Genomic DNA, 14735 nt, shown 5'->3' on the forward strand with positions numbered 1-14735 from the left:
TTGACCAAGGCATCCAGGCCAAATAGACCGCTTCACGAAATGAAACGAAATAGTTTTGCATTGGTCCAACACGCTCAGCCCACAATACAGAATAGAAAACGACTATGTCTAAAAAAAACGAAACAGTTTTGCGTTTCGCGCTGGCATGCGCGTTTCTTTGCTGGCATCCTCTAACTCAGGCAAATGACGCCACGACTTTGCCGTCACTAGCGCCGGCGCCTGATAACAGCTATGCCTCGGCCGCGCTCGGTAACGGCATACTTTACGGCACCAGCCTGGACACCCAGAAGCCGATGCGTTGGCGTGCTGCGGAAATCAGGTTCGGGCCGGCTATCGATCTGTTCGGACTGGCTGCCGGCGGACATTTGCCGGCGGGCGCCAGCACCCGGCTTGACTATGTGTATTACAACGAGGGTCATCCCGACAACAATCATCGCGACGGTTATGCCGCGCAGATGGTATATCGCCAAAAACTGCATCCAGGCTTTGATCTTGAACTTGGCGCGGGTCCGTATTTCAGCATGAACAGAACCACCGTCAACGGCACGGAAAAAGACGACGCACGCCTGGGCGGTTTGTTTTCGGTGGCGCTGCTGACACGCCTGGATCAGTTTTCACCAGGCCTGAGTATCCGGCTGGCGTACAACCACGTGCTGACGCCCGGCGCGCCTTCGTCGGATGCGTTCCTGGTCGGTATCGGCAAGGAACTCGGCGCGACGCCTGTAAGCGCGCCTGATGCCGGCGGCGATCACGGGGTATGGCTGGCGGCGCTAGGCGGTTTTGCCCAGACCAATCAATCGGGACCAGGCAAGCGGCTTAGCTACGCGTTGGAAGCTAAAAAATACTACGGGCCTTGGGCCGCTTCAGCGTCAGCGATTGAAGAGGGGGATGATGGCGTACGCGTGAATCGGCACGGGATCGCGGTGGAAGGCTGGTATGTGCAGCCGATTGCAGAACACTGGAATATCAGCGCCGGCGCCGGACCGTATCTGGCGGTTAATCAACGCGATTCAGGCAACTGGAAAATAAACGGCTTGTTCAGCTTGCAGCTTGGCCGTGATCTGGGTCACGGCGTGAGAGGTTTCGCCGACTTCGGCCGGGTGGTCACCTTCAGGAACAAGAATGACGCCGATCTGATGACAATCGGCATCATGAAGCGTTTTGACCTGTAGCGCGCCGCCGCGAACGATGAAGCGCCACGGCTACGGCCTTGCTCAGCGCAAGGTCTCGGCCAGTTTGTTTTCGTTCATGCTGCGTCCCAGCACCACCCAGAAAATGCACAGGGACAGCAAGCCGGCGACCGCGTAGACCGAAACGTCGAGGTAGTTGCCGCCGATTTTCAGCGGAATCAGCGGGGCGTCGCTGGTGCAGATCATGTCGGCGGCGAACATGCCGACGTAGTGCATGCTGCACACCGCCAGCGCCATCACCAGCGCCGCTACCACCCTGTGCAACAGCCGGGTCAGGTTGAAGGCCAGCCATAACGCTGCGGAGGCGGCGGCAATCGCAATGACGACCGAGATCACGACGATGCGCGGATTGAGCAGCATGGTGGCGCGCAGGTTCATCGCATACATGCCCATGTAGTGCATCACGCATACTCCGACTCCGGCCAGCATGCTTCCCGCCAGCCAGCCGGACGTCTTGAATTTGCCGTGACCGCCGGCCAGGTAAAGTGCAATACCGGAAATCACGATCGCAGCCAGCAACGATGCAGCGGTGAGTGGCACGTCGTAGGCGATCGGCACAGTCAGGCGGTATGCTTGCATGGCGAGGAAGTGCATGGACCAGATGCCGATGCCGCCGAGTGAAGCGGCGGCGCAGATGGTCATGCCGAAGTCCAGCGTGCCATCTTTGCGAAACATGGATTTGGCGCATTGCAGGGCCAGCAACGCACCCCAGAATGAGATCATGTACGACAGTAAAACCAGAGCGGCGTCATATCTTGGCGTCAATACCTGGCCTAGCAATGGATCCATGGCTTTCTCCCTGTTGTATGCATGTGAGAGGCAAAAGGCGGCGCGCGCCTTGCCCTTATCTTTACAGCGACATTGTTTTTTTAGATCGGGTCTGATTATTTACGCCATGGCACATTGTCATCTCGTCGATGAATGTTTCTGGGTGGAAATAATATAGATGTCAAATTTCTTTTTGGCAATATATTTGCAGAAATATTTTGTAAATCAATATTGCAGGGCAAAAAGGCCTGTGGGCAGGGGCGGAAGCAGCCCGGCGCAGGCAGCAGCTTTGACAAATGTACGACCAGATCCCCGAGCTTAGGTACAATGTGCGGTTCATTCATCCAATTGATTGCGTGATGCCGCTTGTGCAGCTATGTAGTCATGTAGCTAAGTAGCCAAGTGCGCTTGCAGATCTTTCTTTTTCTGGTTTCATCCAAATTATGGCTGTCATTTCTATCTCCAATGCGCAACTCGCCTTTGGTCACGTTGCATTGCTGGATCGCGCGGAATTTTCCCTGGAATCGGGGGAGCGGGTCGGCCTGATCGGCCGTAACGGCACCGGCAAGTCGTCGCTGCTGAAAACCATCGCCGGCGTGTCCAAGCTGGACGATGGCTTGATGGTGATGCAGCAAGGTATCAAGATCGCCTATGTCGATCAGGAACCGCATTTCGAATCCGAGATGTCGGTGTTCGATGCGGTCGCATCCGGCATGGGCGAGATGCAGGCCTTGCTGAACGAATACGATGCGCTGACCGGCCAGTTCGGCGGCGATAACGATGACGCCATCATGGAGCGCATGCACGAGATACAGAGCAAGCTCGATGCCGCCGATGCCTGGAGCCTGACCAACAAGGTCGAGACCACGCTGGATCGTTTGAATCTGGATAAAAATCTGCTGATGGGGCAACTCTCGGGCGGTATGCAAAAGCGCGTCGCGCTGGCGTGCGCCCTGGTGAGCGCGCCCGATGTCTTGCTGCTCGATGAGCCGACCAACCATCTGGATTTCAGCTCGATCATGTGGCTTGAGGGTTTGCTGCGCGACTATAAGGGCAGCGTGCTGTTCATTACCCATGATCGTAGTTTCCTGGATAACGTTGCGACGCGCATCATCGAACTGGATCGCGGCCGCATCCTGTCTTTCCCGGGCAATTTCACGGCGTATCAGGTGCGTAAGGCAGAGCAGCTGGAAAACGAAGAAGTCGAGAACGCCAAGTTCGACAAATTCCTGGCGCAAGAAGAAATCTGGATCCGCAAGGGCGTGCAAGCGCGCCGCACGCGCGACGAGGGCCGCGTCAGGCGTCTGGAAGCCTTGCGCCTGGCACGCAGCGCGCGCCGCGATCAGCAAGGTCAGGTCAAGCTGGATGTGTCGTCGGGCGAACGCTCCGGCAAGATCGTCGCCGAGCTGACTGATGTCAATAAATCCTATGGCGAAAGAGCGATCGTACGCGATTTTACCGCTACCATTTTGCGTGGCGACAAGGTCGGCTTGATCGGCCAGAACGGCGCCGGCAAGACCACTCTGTTGAAATTGATCCTGGGCGAAGATCAGCCGGATAGCGGCACGATCAAGCAGGGCACCAAATTGCAAATCGCGTATTTCGACCAGATGCGCGCGCAGCTGAACGAAGACGCCAGCCTGGCCGACACCATTGCGCCGGGTAGCGACTGGGTCGAGATCAACGGCCAGCGCAAGCATGTGATGACTTATCTGAACGATTTCCTGTTCGCGCCGGAGCGTGCGCGCTCGCCGGTGAAATCGCTGTCCGGTGGTGAGCGCAATCGTCTGTTACTGGCGCGCTTGTTCGCCAAGCCGGCTAACGTGCTGGTGCTGGACGAGCCGACCAACGATCTGGATATCGATACGCTGGAATTGCTGGAAGAATTATTGGAAGACTACAAGGGCACCGTATTCCTGGTCAGCCATGACCGTACCTTCCTCGACAATGTGGTGACCCAGGTGATCGCCGCTGAAGGCGACGGCATGTGGCGCGAATATGTAGGCGGCTATACCGATTGGGAGCGCGTGCGTCCGACGCAATCGGCAGTGATTGCCAAAGCCAAGGCGGAAGCGAAGGCGGAGCCGGTTCAGCCTGCCGTCAAGCAGAAAAAACTCAGCTACAAAGAGCAGCGCGAGCTGGAAGAATTGCCGTTGCTGATCGCCAAGCTGGAAGCCGAACAAAAAACCATTTCCAGCCAGCTGGCCGATCCTGATTTGTACAAGCAAAAGCCGGATGAAGTGAAGCGCCTCAACGACAGGTTCGCTGAAATCGACGGCTTGCTGCTGGAGAGCCTGGAGAAGTGGGAAGTGATCGAGGCGCGCACCAAAGGTTAACAGCATTCGCTGCTGCGCAGTGGATGGCTCGCCGCCACTGCCGCCGCCAATGCTCATTAACTAATTCATACGCCGGCACGCCTCGCGCAATTCGAGGGCTTGCTGGGACAAGGCGGCCGCATCAGGTGCATGCGGCCGTTGCGCCAGATAATTTTCCAGATCTTCCAACGCTGCTTGCGGGCAATCCAGCTGCGCGAACGCCAGTCCGCGGTCGCGCCGTTCCACGGCGTCGCCGGGCAGCAGGATCAAGAGCCGTTGCTGTACTTCCAGCTGCCGTTGCCAGTGATTGCTTTGCTGGTAGATGGCTTTCAGATTGCGCAACATGCGGACCAGGATGTCGTGCGGGTGGGCGATCTGCAGATAGCTGATCAGGGAGAGCCGGCTGGCCGCTCTTTCCTCCTCGTTTGCCGTCGGCAGGTAAGGCTCCAGCCGCTCTTCCAGTTCTTCGCGCGACAAACTGGCGCCGCTGGCCGGATCGATCATGATGTCGCCGGATGGCACCGTGAGTTTCATCAGGAAATGGCCGGGGAAGGATACGCCTTTTACCGGCAAGCCTATCTGTTGCGCCAGTTCCATGTAAATCAATGCCAGCGAAATCGGAATGCCGCGGCGCTTGGCGATGACCCGGTGCAGATAGCTATTGTCAGTGTCGTAATAATGATTGACGTTGATCGCGAATCCCAGCTCCTGGTAGAAGAACTGATTCAGCTGACGCAGTTTCTGGATCGCCGAAGCGTCCGACGGCAAGCGCTGGCGCAAGGTGTTGGCCAGCCGGTCGAGCTCGTCCTGGGGCGCGTTGAAATCCAGTTCGGGATAGACGTCCTGCGCGATCGCCAATGCTGCTTCGAACAAAGGAACATCGTTGGCTTGTTGCACCAGCGCAGTAAAATAATCTAAGGATGTGGTCGTCGTCATGACTCTATCCTAGCAAACTATTTTCTCCAGTGCGATAGAAGAACCGCGGTCTATCGTTCCGGTTTACCATGTTGTCACACAACAATATTCGAACATCTTCCCTGAAAAACGCAGGCGTCCAGATTGTTTTTCAAGCGATTCGCGCGAAGCTCGGAGCCGTCGCGCAGCATGGGAAGCTGGGCGATTAAGGGCAGGTTCCCACGCATATTATTCTCACTCAGGAGCACAAGGACATGTCTGACCGCACACTCAATCTCGACGATACGCTCTACCAATATGTATTAGATCATTCGATTCGCGAACATCCGGCGCAAGCGGCTTTACGCGCCGCTACGCGCAGCCATCCGTATGCGGGCATGCAGATTTCGCCCGAGCAGGGACAATTCATGGGACTCCTGATCAAGCTGATGGGGGCGCGGCGCACGATTGAAGTCGGTGTCTTCACCGGGTACAGCGCGCTGGCAGTGGCGTTGGCGCTGCCCGACGACGGTAAGCTGCTGGCTTGTGATATCAGCGATGAATATACGCTGATCGGCCAGCCCTTTTGGGAGCAGGCACAAGTCAGGCACAAGATCGATTTGCAGCTGCGGCCGGCGCTGGAGACGCTCGACGCCCGTCTGGCCGCGGGCGAAGCCGGCCAGTATGACTTTGCTTTCATCGATGCCGACAAGACCAGCTACGACGGCTATTACGAACGTTGCCTGCGGTTGCTACGGTACGGGGGGCTGATCGCCATCGACAACACTTTATGGAGCGGCAAGGTAGCGACACACGATACCGGCGCCGACACGGTTGCTTTGCAAGCGCTGAACATCAAACTGCATCACGATGAGCGCATCGACTTGTCGCTGCTGCCGATCGGCGACGGACTGACGCTGGCGCGCAAGCGCTGATTTAGCGCGCGATACGTTTGAAATCGCGGAAACGGAATCCCATCGCCAGCAGCGCTCCAAAATAAGTAACGCCGCAAGCCGCCAGCACAACACACAAGGCGGCGATGCGCGCCAGGGAGCTGGTATGCGGTCCGGTCCAGTCGAATTGCTGGCCGCACCACAGAGCCACGGCCGCCATCAGGAACAGGGCGCCGAGCAGGCGTATGAAATAGCGGGCCCAGCCCGTTTCAGGCTTGTATATGCCGCGCCGCATCAGGCTCCACAGCAAGAAACCGGCGTTCAGGCAGGCGCCGACGCTGATTGACAGCGCCAGGCCGGCCACTGCAAAAATCGGCACGAAGAGGTAATTCATCAATTGCGTCGCGATCAATACGCCGATCGCAATCTTGACCGGGGTTCGGATGTCTTGCTTGGCATAAAAGCCCGGCGCCAGGATTTTCACCACAATCAGGCCGATCAGGCCGACGCCATAGGCAATCAGGACCTGGCTGGTGACCGCGACCGAGGCCGCATCGAATTTACCGTGCTGGAACAGCGTCGCCGTCAGCGGCACTGCCAGGGTAGCCAGGCCGACCGCGGACGGCAGCGCCAGCAAAAAGGTGAGGCGCAAGCCCCAGTCCAGCAACGACGAATACTCGCCGTGGTCTTTCTCCGCATGCGCTTTGGACAAGCTAGGCAGCAAGATGGTGCCGAGCGCGACACCCAGCAATGCCGTCGGGAATTCCATCAAGCGGTCGCCGTAGGTCAGTAAAGAAACGCTGCCGTGTCCCAGGCGTGAAGCGATATTGGTGTTGATCAGCAGGCTCAACTGAGCGGCAGATACGGCGAATACCGCCGGCCCCATTTTTTTCAGTACTCGCTGCACGCCGAGATCGCGCAAGCCGATCATGGGACTGAGCGCAATCCGCGGCAACATGCCGACCTTGATCAGGGCCGGCACCTGGAGCGCTACCTGCAGTACGCCGCCGACCAGCACCGCAAATGCCATCGCATAGATGGGATGTGCCAGATAGGGGGCGACAAATAGCGAAGCGACAATGAACGCCAGGTTAAGCAGCACCGAGGTGAAAGCCGGAATCTTGAATTCATGCCAGGTATTCAGTATCCCGCCGGCCAAGGCGACAAAAGACATGAAGCCGATGTAGGGGAACATGATTCTGGTCATGAACACCGAGGCGTCGAACACTTCTTTGTTGTCTTTCAGGCCGGTGGCGATGAAATACACCAGTACCGGCGTGGCCAGGATACCGATGATGCAGGTGAATAACATGGCCCAGGTCAGCACGGTGGCGACGTGATCGACCAGTTCCTTGGTCGCGGCCTCGCCTTTCTGGTTTTTGTATTCGCCCAGGATGGGCACGAATGCTTGCGAAAAAGCGCCTTCGGCAAACAGGCGGCGCAACAGGTTGGGAATGCGGAAAGCGATGGCGAAGGCGTCCGTGTAACCGTCGGCGCCGAATGCGCGCGCGTACAGGATTTCTCGAATCAGGCCCGTTACACGCGACACCATGGTCATGCCAGAGACGGTGGCAAGCGTTTTATGCAAGTTCATGGAGCGGCATTATAGCTGGAGCAGATCGCCTGCCACAGCTTTCTCAGGATTTGGAAAATAGGGGGATTTTTGCCATGTTTGCAAGATTTTGCTTGCTGCCGGCGGATACTGTTGACTGTGATAAAGTCTGGGCCGGATTGTTCCCGCAGCAAGTACGATATATCAGGAAAGTGGATTGCGATTCTTGTAACTGTGTCTTCTTGCGACAGAATTGCTTCCAAAGCAAGGAGAGTTTGCCTGTTTTGGAAAAGATGGTTATAATCCGTGGCTTTACAGAATTCTGCGTCGCGGTCTGGTTTGTTTATGCCGCGTAAGCATTCCCGACCTCGTTTTAGGAAATATAAATGGCAAATACCGCACAAGCACGTAAGCGTGCTCGTCAAGCAGTTCAGCAAAACCTGCACAACTCCAGCCAGCGTTCGACCCTGCGTACAGCAATCAAAGCTGCTCGCAAGGCAATCGATGCTGGTGGCGACAAAGCTGCAGCAGCGTTGGTTCTGCAAAAATCCGTATCGGTCATCGACCGTATCGCGGACAAGAAAATCATTCACAAGAACAAGGCTGCACGCCATAAGAGCCGTCTGAACGCTGCTCTGAAAGCGCTGGCTGCTTAATAGTATTTGACTGGCAGCTGCGGCTGCCTGCTTTACTAGATTGTTGCTGGATTAAGAAAAACCCTGCATAACGTGCGTTATGCAGGGTTTTTCTGTTTTGTTTTTAATCATCCCGGCGGCAAGTATTTAACCAGTGCTCAAGCCGCCGCCGGTGGTGCTTATAATTGCGGCAAGCCTTGGATCACGGCGCCGGCTTTGATATTCTTGTCCTTGAACCAGCTCTTGTTCATCTCCAGCGCATAAGATGCGGCTCCCTGGGCGCAATGCGAGTCCAGCGTCTGCGCTTTCATTTCCTCGACGTTCAGGATGGCGCCTTTGGCATCGATGAACGCAACCGACAGCGGGATCAAGGTGTTTTTCATCCACATGCAGATACCTGCCGGGTTATCGAACACAAATACCATTCCTTCGTTGCTGCCCATTTTCTTGCGGAACATGAGGCCCTGTTCGCGTTGCGCGTCTGTATGTGCAACCTCGGCCTTGATCACGTGGATGCCGATATTCAGGGAGGTGACCGGGAGTTGCTGGATTTCTTGCGCTGCTACCGGCGTTGCGGCAACGGCTGCGATGGCTGCAAAGGCTGCGGTGAGGCAAGTGGCGCGAATTTTTCTCATGTTGTTCATGTTGTCGAAGCTCCTTTAGGATGCGGAGATTATACAGAGAGCTAATTCGACAGAGGGGCGGCGGTAGAGGATATTAATTGTTTCAGGACGTAAAAAAAGGCAGGACGCGCCTGCCTTTCTGTTGAAGCTGCTGCTGGAATTACTTCGCAGCAGGAGCGGCTTCAGCTGCTGGAGCTTCAGCCTTTGCAGCTTTAGCTTTAGCTGCTTTTTTAGCCTTCTTGACTTTGTGTGTTGCCTTCTTTGCGGCAGGAGCCGAAGCTTCAGCTGATGCAGCAGCAGGTGCGGCAGGAGCAGCAGGAGCGGCGTCAGCAGCGAAAACGGAAGTAGCAAACAGGCCGGCAATCAGAACAGCGATCAGTTTTTTCATTTTTCAAATCCAGTCATTTAGCGAGTTAATCAATCAATGATTCACTTGAATCACTGCAATTAACGACGCTCGTAAACCGTTGGTTGACATCGATTTAAAAAAAAACAGAAATCTGTATCAATTTGTATCTGCGGCTGCTTGCCATTGCTCGGCCGTTCCTCGCTACTCCTTCAAGTCAGTCAGATCGGCCGGGCTGATTTCCATCGATTCCCCGGGCCACAAAGGATGGCTGTGCAGCGACACTTGGCCAATCGATACCCGTACCAGCCGCAAAGTGGGTAATCCCACGGCCGCTGTCATGCGCCGCACCTGGCGGTTTTTTCCTTCGGTCAGGGTGAGCGCCAGCCAGCTGGTGGGTTGGTCCTGGCGCTGGCGTATCGGCGGGTCGCGCGGCCATAGCCAATCCGGCGCCTCGATCTCGCGTGCCTGGCACGGCTTGCTATGGAAGTCGCCGAGATCGACGCCTTGCCGCAAGCGCGCCAGCATGGCCAGGGTCGGAACACCATCGACCTGCACCATGTAAGTCTTTGGCTGTTTCAGCGCCGGGTGGCTGATGTTATGCTGCAGCTTGCCGTCATCGGTGAGTAACAATAATCCTTCGCTATCGGCATCCAGGCGTCCGGCCGGATAGATATCGGGAATCTTGATGTAGTCGGCAAGCGTAGGGCGGCCGGGGTGTGCCGAAAACTGGCACATCACTTGAAATGGTTTGTTGAATAGAATCAGAGACATGGCGTTAGTATAGTGCTTTGCCATGGCCGAGGCATCGTGCCGATGTCGCAAAAGCATAGCGTCTAGTAAAATACTAGTGCATAATACGAAATGCTTGTCTTATGTCTTATATAAGACCAATCGTGTTTCAAATCCAACTGCACAGGTAGTTTTTACCTCCTCAACTCCGGAGATACACTGATGTCCCAACATATCAAAGTGCCTGCTGAAGGCAAAAAAATCACCGTCAACGCCGATTTTTCGATCAACGTTCCTGACAATCCAATCATTCCTTACATCGAAGGCGATGGCACCGGTGTCGATATCAGCCCGGTCATGATCAAGGTGGTGGACGCTGCCGTGTCCAAGGCTTATGCAGGCAAGCGCAAGATCAGCTGGATGGAAGTGTTTGCCGGCGAAAAATCGACCCAGGTATATGGTCCTGACGTCTGGCTGCCGGAAGAAACCCTGGCCGCGATCAAGGATTATGTTGTATCGATCAAAGGCCCATTGACGACACCGGTTGGCGGCGGTATCCGTTCGCTCAACGTGGCTCTGCGCCAAGAGCTGGACCTGTATGTCTGCCTGCGCCCGGTGCGCTATTTCAAGGGCGTGCCTTCGCCTGTGCGTGAGCCGGAGAAGACCGACATGGTGATTTTCCGCGAAAATTCGGAAGACATCTATGCAGGTATCGAATGGCAAGAGGGCAGCGACGGCGCCAAGAAGCTGATCGAATTCCTGATCAAGGAAATGGGCGTCAAGAAGATCCGCTTCCCGAACACCTCCGGTATCGGCATCAAGCCGGTTTCGCGTGAGGGCACCGAGCGTCTGGTACGCAAGGCAATCCAGTATGCGATCGACAACGACAAGCCATCCGTCACCATTGTCCACAAGGGCAACATCATGAAGTTCACCGAAGGTGGCTTCCGTGACTGGGCATACGCGCTGGCGCAAAAAGAATTCGGCGCTGAATTGATCGATGGCGGTCCTTGGGCGAAATTCAAGAACCCGAAGACCGGCCGCGAAATCATCGTCAAGGATTCGATCGCTGACGCATTCTTGCAACAAATTCTGTTGCGTCCAAATGAATACAGCGTAATCGCTACCTTGAACCTGAACGGCGACTACATCTCCGACGCCCTGGCGGCACAGGTCGGCGGTATCGGCATCGCTCCAGGCGCCAATCTGTCCGATTCAGTGGCCATGTTTGAGGCAACCCACGGTACTGCGCCAAAGTATGCCGGCAAAGACTACGTCAATCCAGGTTCGCTGATCCTGTCGGCGGAAATGATGTTGCGCCACATGGGCTGGCTCGAAGCGGCTGACCTGATCATTGAATCGATGCAAAAATCGATCACTTCGAAAAAGGTCACCTATGACTTCGCGCGCCTGATGGAAGGTGCAACGCAGGTATCTTGCTCCGGTTTCGGCGAAGTATTGATCGAAAACATGTAAGTTTGCCATTCTTGCAAAAAAAGCCAGAACATGTTCTGGCTTTTTTTTCGCGTATTACTGCGTTATTGCTGCGCTGCTGCCGTAATCCTATATGGCAGGGCAATAAAAAAACCCCACCGCAGTGAGGTTTTTCACAAAGACCGCTTAATTAACCGAATTAAGGAGCCTGGATGTTAGAAGCTTGCTTGCCTTTAGGGCCTTGCGTGACTTCGAACTGGACTTTTTGACCTTCTTTGAGGGTCTTAAAGCCGTTCATCTGGATTGCGGAAAAGTGTGCAAACAAATCTTCACCGCCGTCATCCGGAGTGATAAAGCCGAAGCCCTTAGAATCGTTGAACCACTTGACTGTACCTGTTGCCATAAAATAGCGTCTTTCAAATAATAACAATCACACGAGCCGTAAAAGCAAGAAGCCTCGCGTAACGCTGCCCCTTCTAGAACTTGCTCACTTCTATTAACAAGCTGAAACATGCTTATCAATGAATGTCATTGTTCGCGTTAAAAATAAAAAAGTCAAGTAATTTCCTTTGTGCAATTAAATTTGTGGATATGCATTGTTTTCTGCTCTTGATTTAATCTCTTCTATCGTCATCTGCATAGCAATCGGAAAACGCGTAATATCAACGTTAGCATCGATATAAACAGTATTTATTCTGAGTTGCGCGTTGCGCATTTAGCGGAAGGTTTTAGAATAGGCGCATGGTAACCAAGCACGAAGACGGGACAGTAGCGACGCGGCAAGAGCAAAAGCTCAAGCCGCCTCCCATGTATCAGGTATTTTTGCTTAATGATGACTACACGCCAATGGAGTTCGTGGTCGCTATTTTGCAGGAATATTTCAACAAGGATCGCGAAGCCGCAACGCAGATAATGTTGAAGGTGCATCGCGATGGCAAAGGCATGTGTGGTGTATATCCCAAAGATATTGCATCCACCAAGGTTGAACTGGTATTAACGCACGCACGCAAAGCAGGGCATCCCCTGCAATGCATGATGGAGGAAGCATGATTGCGCAGGAATTGGAAGTAAGTTTGCACATGGCGTTTGTCGAAGCACGGCAAGCAAGGCACGAGTTCATCACGGTTGAACACCTGTTGCTGGCATTGCTCGACAACCCGTCCGCGGCAGAGGTGCTGCGTGCGTGTGCGGTCAATATTGACGATATGCGCAAGACGCTGGCTATCTTCATTGGCGACAACACACCGACGGTGCCGGGTTCGAATGAAGTGGATACCCAACCTACCCTGGGTTTCCAGCGCGTCATCCAGCGCGCCATCATGCATGTGCAATCGGCTTCCAACGGCAAGAAGGAAGTGACCGGCGCTAACGTGCTGGTCGCGATCTTCGGCGAGAAGGATTCGCATGCCGTGTATTACCTGCACCAGCAGGGCGTGACGCGTCTCGACGTGGTCAACTTCATTTCGCACGGTGTGCGCAAGGATCAGCAAGCCGATGTGCAGAAATCTTCGGAAGGCGCGGAAGAAGTGCAAGCCGAAGGCCAGGCTAAAGAGAGCCCGCTCGACCAGTTTACGCAAAACCTGAACAAGCTGGCGACCGAAGGAAAAATCGATCCGCTGATCGGCCGCGAGTACGAGGTCGAACGCGTGATCCAGACCTTGTGCCGCCGCCGCAAAAATAATCCTTTGCTGGTCGGCGAAGCCGGTGTCGGCAAGACTGCGATCGCAGAGGGACTGGCATGGCGCATCACTCAGGGTGAAGTCCCTGAAATTTTACAAAACGCGATTGTCTACTCGCTCGACATGGGTTCGCTGCTGGCCGGCACCAAATACCGCGGCGATTTCGAGCAGCGCCTGAAAGCGGTGCTCAAGCAATTGAAAGATAGTCCGCACGGTATCTTGTTTATCGACGAGATCCATACAATCATCGGCGCCGGTTCGGCTTCCGGCGGCACGCTTGATGCGTCCAATCTGTTGAAGCCGGCTTTGTCCAGCGGCCAGCTGAAATGCATAGGCGCGACCACTTATACGGAATTCCGCGGCGTCTTTGAAAAAGACCATGCCTTGTCGCGTCGCTTCCAGAAGATCGACGTCAACGAACCGACGGTAGAGCAAACCGTGCAGATCCTGCGCGGCTTGAAATCGCGCTTTGAAGAACATCACGGCGTCAAGTACTCGGCTTCCGCGCTGACCAGTGCGGCCGAACTGGCGGCGCGTTTCATCAATGACCGTCATCTGCCGGACAAGGCGATCGACGTGATCGATGAGGCCGGTGCGGCGCAACGCATCCTGCCGAAGTCGAAGCAGAAAAAGACCATAGGCAAGGGCGAGATTGAAGACATCATCGCCAAGATTGCGCGGATTCCGCCGCAATCGGTCAACCAGGACGATCGCAGCAAGCTGCAAACCATAGACCGCGATTTGCGCAATGTGGTGTTCGGCCAGGATCCGGCGATCGACGCGTTGGCATCGGCGATCAAGATGGCGCGCGCCGGTTTGGGCAAGACCGACCGGCCGATTGGTTCTTTCCTGTTCTCCGGTCCGACCGGCGTCGGCAAGACCGAGGTGGCCAAGCAGCTGGCATTTATCTTGGGCATCGACCTGATTCGTTTCGACATGTCCGAATACATGGAGCGTCACGCGGTGAGCCGCCTGATTGGCGCGCCTCCTGGTTATGTCGGTTTCGACCAGGGCGGTTTGCTGACCGAGGCCGTGACCAAAAAGCCGCATGCGGTATTGCTGCTGGATGAAATTGAAAAAGCCCATCCGGACATTTTCAATATCCTGTTGCAGGTGATGGATCACGGCGCATTGACCGACAATAATGGACGCAAGGCGGACTTCCGCAATGTGATCATTATCATGACCACCAATGCCGGTGCAGAAAGTTTGCAAAAACGTTCGATCGGCTTCACCGAGAAGAAAGAAGCCGGTGACGAGATGGCGGACATCAAGCGTATGTTTACGCCGGAATTCCGCAATCGCATCGATTCCATCATCAGCTTCCGCGCATTGGATGAAGAAGTCATCTTGCGTGTGGTCGACAAATTCCTGATGCAGCTGGAAGAGCAGTTGCATGAGAAAAAAGTGGAAGCGATCTTCACCGAGAATTTGCGGAAATTCCTGGCCAAGAAGGGCTTCGATCCGTTGATGGGCGCGCGTCCGATGGCACGCCTGATCCAGGACATGATACGCAAGGCGCTGGCAGACGAACTGTTGTTCGGCAAGCTGGTGACCGGCGGCCGGGTGACCGTCGATCTGGACGACAAGGATCAGATCAGCCTGGACTTTGCAGAAAAGGATTCCTCCTCGCCTGCAGCGCCGGAGGAAACGGTGGAAGTGGAATAACTCGCG

14 protein-coding genes are annotated in these 14735 nt (G+C 55.2%); 7 read left to right on the plus strand and 7 right to left on the minus strand.

All coding sequences use genetic code 11. From position 1 onward, the window contains the following. Positions 1–104 precede the first annotated feature (104 nt). The gene (locus BLV81_RS07890) at positions 105–1172 is read left to right on the plus strand and encodes a hypothetical protein (protein WP_092354141.1); all 1068 of its coding nucleotides are present in this window, start codon (positions 105–107) and stop codon (positions 1170–1172) included. 42 nt (positions 1173–1214) lie between these two features. Here BLV81_RS07890 and BLV81_RS07895 read toward each other — a convergent pair whose 3' ends face one another. Then, positions 1215–1979 (minus strand): MHYT domain-containing protein, encoded by a 765-nt coding sequence (locus BLV81_RS07895; protein ID WP_092354143.1) that lies wholly within the window; start codon positions 1977–1979, stop codon positions 1215–1217. Positions 1980–2401: 422 nt separating this feature from the next. Here BLV81_RS07895 and BLV81_RS07900 point away from each other — a divergent pair, with 422 nt between their 5' ends. Continuing rightward, on the plus strand, positions 2402–4294 hold the full coding sequence (locus BLV81_RS07900; protein ID WP_092354145.1) for an ATP-binding cassette domain-containing protein: 1893 nt from the start codon (positions 2402–2404) through the stop codon (positions 4292–4294). A 60-nt stretch (positions 4295–4354) separates the two neighbouring features. Here BLV81_RS07900 and BLV81_RS07905 read toward each other — a convergent pair whose 3' ends face one another. Continuing rightward, positions 4355–5209, minus strand: a complete 855-nt coding sequence (locus BLV81_RS07905; RefSeq protein ID WP_092354148.1) for a SirB1 family protein — start codon at positions 5207–5209, stop codon at positions 4355–4357. A 233-nt stretch (positions 5210–5442) separates the two neighbouring features. Here BLV81_RS07905 and BLV81_RS07910 point away from each other — a divergent pair, with 233 nt between their 5' ends. Beyond that, on the plus strand, positions 5443–6102 hold the full coding sequence (locus BLV81_RS07910) for a class I SAM-dependent methyltransferase (RefSeq protein WP_092354150.1): 660 nt from the start codon (positions 5443–5445) through the stop codon (positions 6100–6102). Between the two features lies 1 nt (position 6103). Here BLV81_RS07910 and murJ read toward each other — a convergent pair whose 3' ends face one another. Beyond that, complete coding sequence (murJ, locus tag BLV81_RS07915) at positions 6104–7654, minus strand: murein biosynthesis integral membrane protein MurJ (protein ID WP_092354152.1); 1551 nt, start codon at positions 7652–7654, stop codon at positions 6104–6106. A 344-nt stretch (positions 7655–7998) separates the two neighbouring features. Between murJ and rpsT the strand changes: the two genes are divergently transcribed. Further along, the gene (gene rpsT / locus BLV81_RS07925) at positions 7999–8268 is read left to right on the plus strand and encodes a 30S ribosomal protein S20 (RefSeq protein WP_038486574.1); all 270 of its coding nucleotides are present in this window, start codon (positions 7999–8001) and stop codon (positions 8266–8268) included. 158 nt (positions 8269–8426) lie between these two features. Here the strand turns inward: rpsT and BLV81_RS07930 are convergent, their stop codons facing one another. From BLV81_RS07930 to BLV81_RS07940, 3 genes are all read right to left on the minus strand, one after another. After that, entirely contained in the window at positions 8427–8882 is a 456-nt protein-coding gene (locus tag BLV81_RS07930) for a DUF192 domain-containing protein (protein WP_092354404.1), read from the minus strand. A 148-nt stretch (positions 8883–9030) separates the two neighbouring features. Next, positions 9031–9258, minus strand: coding sequence for a hypothetical protein (locus BLV81_RS07935; RefSeq protein ID WP_092354155.1), 228 nt, complete (start codon positions 9256–9258; stop codon positions 9031–9033). A gap of 162 nt (positions 9259–9420) precedes the next feature. Then, positions 9421–9990 carry a pseudouridine synthase gene (locus tag BLV81_RS07940; RefSeq protein WP_092354157.1) on the minus strand — a complete coding sequence of 190 codons (570 nt, stop codon included), beginning with the start codon at positions 9988–9990 and terminating at the stop codon, positions 9421–9423. A 180-nt stretch (positions 9991–10170) separates the two neighbouring features. Here BLV81_RS07940 and icd point away from each other — a divergent pair, with 180 nt between their 5' ends. Next, positions 10171–11424, plus strand: a complete 1254-nt coding sequence (gene icd / locus BLV81_RS07945; protein ID WP_092354159.1) for an NADP-dependent isocitrate dehydrogenase — start codon at positions 10171–10173, stop codon at positions 11422–11424. A gap of 157 nt (positions 11425–11581) precedes the next feature. Here the strand turns inward: icd and BLV81_RS07950 are convergent, their stop codons facing one another. Continuing rightward, complete coding sequence (locus BLV81_RS07950; RefSeq protein WP_009665919.1) at positions 11582–11785, minus strand: transcription antiterminator/RNA stability regulator CspE; 204 nt, start codon at positions 11783–11785, stop codon at positions 11582–11584. Positions 11786–12123: 338 nt separating this feature from the next. Between BLV81_RS07950 and clpS the strand changes: the two genes are divergently transcribed. Both clpS and clpA read left to right on the plus strand, forming a co-directional pair. Further along, complete coding sequence (gene clpS, locus BLV81_RS07955; RefSeq protein WP_014007243.1) at positions 12124–12432, plus strand: ATP-dependent Clp protease adapter ClpS; 309 nt, start codon at positions 12124–12126, stop codon at positions 12430–12432. After that, entirely contained in the window at positions 12429–14729 is a 2301-nt protein-coding gene (gene clpA, locus BLV81_RS07960; RefSeq protein ID WP_092354161.1) for an ATP-dependent Clp protease ATP-binding subunit ClpA, read from the plus strand. Before clpS ends, clpA begins: the two co-directional genes overlap by 4 nt. Positions 14730–14735 lie beyond the last annotated feature (6 nt).

Origin of the sequence: Collimonas sp. OK242, assembly GCF_900107095.1 — a bacterium.
In the GTDB taxonomy this organism is placed as follows: Bacteria; Pseudomonadota; Gammaproteobacteria; order Burkholderiales; family Burkholderiaceae_D; genus Collimonas.